3 protein-coding genes are annotated in these 2,765 nt (G+C 34.7%); all 3 read left to right on the plus strand.

All coding sequences use genetic code 11. The features are described 5' to 3' along the window. A partial coding sequence (metK, locus tag Q8S25_RS09560) for a methionine adenosyltransferase (RefSeq protein WP_305537142.1) occupies window positions 1-1,006 on the plus strand: 1,006 nt, incomplete at its 5' end. Window positions 1,007-1,446: 440 nt separating this feature from the next. Further along, a complete protein-coding gene (locus Q8S25_RS09565; protein ID WP_305537144.1) occupies window positions 1,447-2,541 on the plus strand; it encodes a hypothetical protein in 1,095 nt (364 codons plus the stop codon). Next, window positions 2,541-2,765, plus strand: a 225-nt coding sequence (locus tag Q8S25_RS09570) for a GDP-mannose 4,6-dehydratase (protein ID WP_305537146.1), incomplete at its 3' end; no start/stop codon positions are given. The genes Q8S25_RS09565 and Q8S25_RS09570, both read left to right, overlap by 1 nt.

Genomic DNA, 2,765 nt, shown 5'->3' on the forward strand with positions numbered 1-2,765 from the left:
GTTTGAAGCAAATAGCTGTGGTATTTTATCTGCTATTCATGAGCAGAGTGCCGATATTAACCAAGGGGTAGACAAGAAGAAGAAAGAAGAGCAGGGAGCAGGCGACCAAGGAATGATGTTTGGTTATGCCAGCAATGAAACAGAAGACTATATGCCTTTGGCTTTAGACTTAGCGCACAAGATCTTAATTGAACTAGCTGCATTAAGAAGAGAGAACAAATCCATCAAATATTTAAGACCTGATGCGAAGAGCCAGGTGACTTTGGAATACGACGACAACAATCAACCCGTAAGAATAGATGCAATTGTAGTATCTACCCAGCACGATGATTTTGATACCGAAGCCAAAATGTTGGCCAAGATTAAGAAAGACATCATTGAGATCTTAATTCCAAGAGTTAAAGCGAAGTACAAGAAATACGCGAAGCTGTTTAATAAAGACATTAAATACCATATTAACCCAACCGGCAAGTTTGTGATTGGTGGCCCTCACGGAGACACTGGTTTAACGGGTCGTAAAATCATCGTAGATACATACGGTGGTAAGGGTGCCCATGGTGGTGGTGCATTCAGTGGTAAAGATCCAAGCAAGGTAGACCGTTCTGCAGCCTATGCTACGCGTCATATTGCCAAGAACTTGGTAGCTGCTGGTGTGGCAGACGAAATCTTGGTACAAGTGTCTTACGCAATTGGTGTAGCGCAACCTACTTCTATTAACGTAAACACGTATGGTACTGCTAAAGTAAACTTGACCGATGGCCAAATTGCCAAGATGGTGGAAGGTTTATTTGATATGCGTCCTTACTTTATAGAGCAGCGCTTGAAGCTCAGAAACCCTATCTACAGTGAAACTGCAGCCTATGGTCATATGGGTCGCAAGTCTGAAACTGTAACCAAAACCTTCAAAACTCCAGACGGAAAAGAGAAGAAAGTAAAAGTGGAATTGTTTACCTGGGAGAAGCTAGACTACGTGTCTAAAGTGAAGAAAGCGTTTGGGTTAAAATAGTTTATGATTTACATATACAATAAACAACGGCCTTTCATTTCTATGAGAGGCTTTTTTTGGATACTAATATGCCTCCCCGTATATTTGCACCTTCTAAAGCGAATAACCGCCAATATGCCCCCAAAAATGGCGTTATGTAGCTGATTTTTAGTGATTTGAAATCGAGAGATTGAAAATTAGTTGTAATTTTATCATCATTTATTTTTGTACGCAGCAGAATTAAGCGCATTACCCATAATGTGATTGAGGTGGGCGAAGCCATGCAAATTTTAAATTATTATTAGTATGCCTTTTTTCCTAACTATACTAAATTGAAACAAGTTTATGAATTTGTGAAAGTAGGAAATGGGCCTTTAACTGCTGCTTATGTGTTGGGTATAATTACTCTGTATTCGCAACATTAGCAATTACTAATAGTAACTTAACTAAATAGAAACTACATGAGTGAAGTAATAAATAATTCCAACATAAATAACTCCGACGAAATATCTTTAAAGGAACTCCTTCAAAAAATGAATAAGTGGTGGAGTTATTTAAAAACCCATTGGATAAAAATCGTCTTTATTGGATTAATTGGAGGTGCTATTGGATTTATTTATGCTTGGATGCAACCTGCTAATTATGTAGCAAAAATTACATTCGTTGTTGAAGAAAATAAAAGTAATAGTAGTAGTTTAAGTGGTCTAGCATCTTTGGCTGGTCAATTTGGTGTTGACTTAGGCTCTAATAATGGTGGAAGTATTCTCTCTGGCGAAAATATATTATTGTTTTTTAAAAGTAATACATTAACAAGGGAAGTGCTTTTATCAAAGTTTGACGAAACTACTGATAAACTTTTTGTTGATGTTTATGCTGAAAAGACAGGGATAGCCAACAGTTGGAAGGATAAACCGAAATATCAAAGGTTTAATTTTCTTCCAAACAAAATATCTAAGAATTATTCTAGGGATCAGGATAGTATACTTAACTCTATAATATTTATTATAACCAGTAGTCAACTTGAAATTAAAAAAGTTGATAAAAAAGCTTCATTTTTGGAAGTCTCTATTACTATGCCGGATGAAGAACTGGCAAAAATATATTGCGAAAAAATAGTGAAAACCGCTGTTGATAAGTATTTGTCAGTTAAAACCAAAGGACAAATACAAACAATTAATAGACTGCAAGAAAGGGTAGATAGTATAGCTGCATTATTAAATTCAAAAACAATAAGTAGTGCTGATCTTCAAACTTCTTCTAATATAATGGATATTAATCCTATGTATAAGAAAAATAATATTGTATCTACAGAAAAAACAACACGGGATAAATTTCTACTTTCTTCAATGTATACAGAAGTTATAAAAAATTTAGAATTGGCTAAATTCAGTTTGAGCCAAGAAACTCCAGTTATTCAAATTATTGATCAACCTTATTATCCGCTTTTAATAAAGAAAACATCAAAAAGAATCGCAGTAATAATTGGAGGTATTTTATTTGGGATCTTAATAATAGCCTATTTAGTATTCATAAAAATGTATAAGGATATACTTTAATGAAAAAAGCATTAATCACAGGAATAACCGGACAAGACGGTGCGTATTTAGCAGAATTACTGCTGAAGAAAGGCTATGAAGTACATGGAATAAAACGCAGAAGTTCTTTGTTTAATACACAAAGAATTGACCATTTTTATGAGGATCCGCATATACCAGATCGTCATATGGTATTGCATTATGGAGACCTTACAGACAGTACTAATTTAATTCGGATTATTCAA

The sequence above is a fragment of the Sediminibacterium sp. genome, from assembly GCF_030695065.1.
Taxonomy (GTDB): Bacteria; Bacteroidota; Bacteroidia; order Chitinophagales; family Chitinophagaceae; genus Sediminibacterium.

Coding starts and splice junctions, on each gene's coding strand:
- Q8S25_RS09565 (WP_305537144.1), top strand. CDS start 1,447: ATGAGTGAAGTAATAAATAATTCCAACATAAATAACTCCGACGAAATA.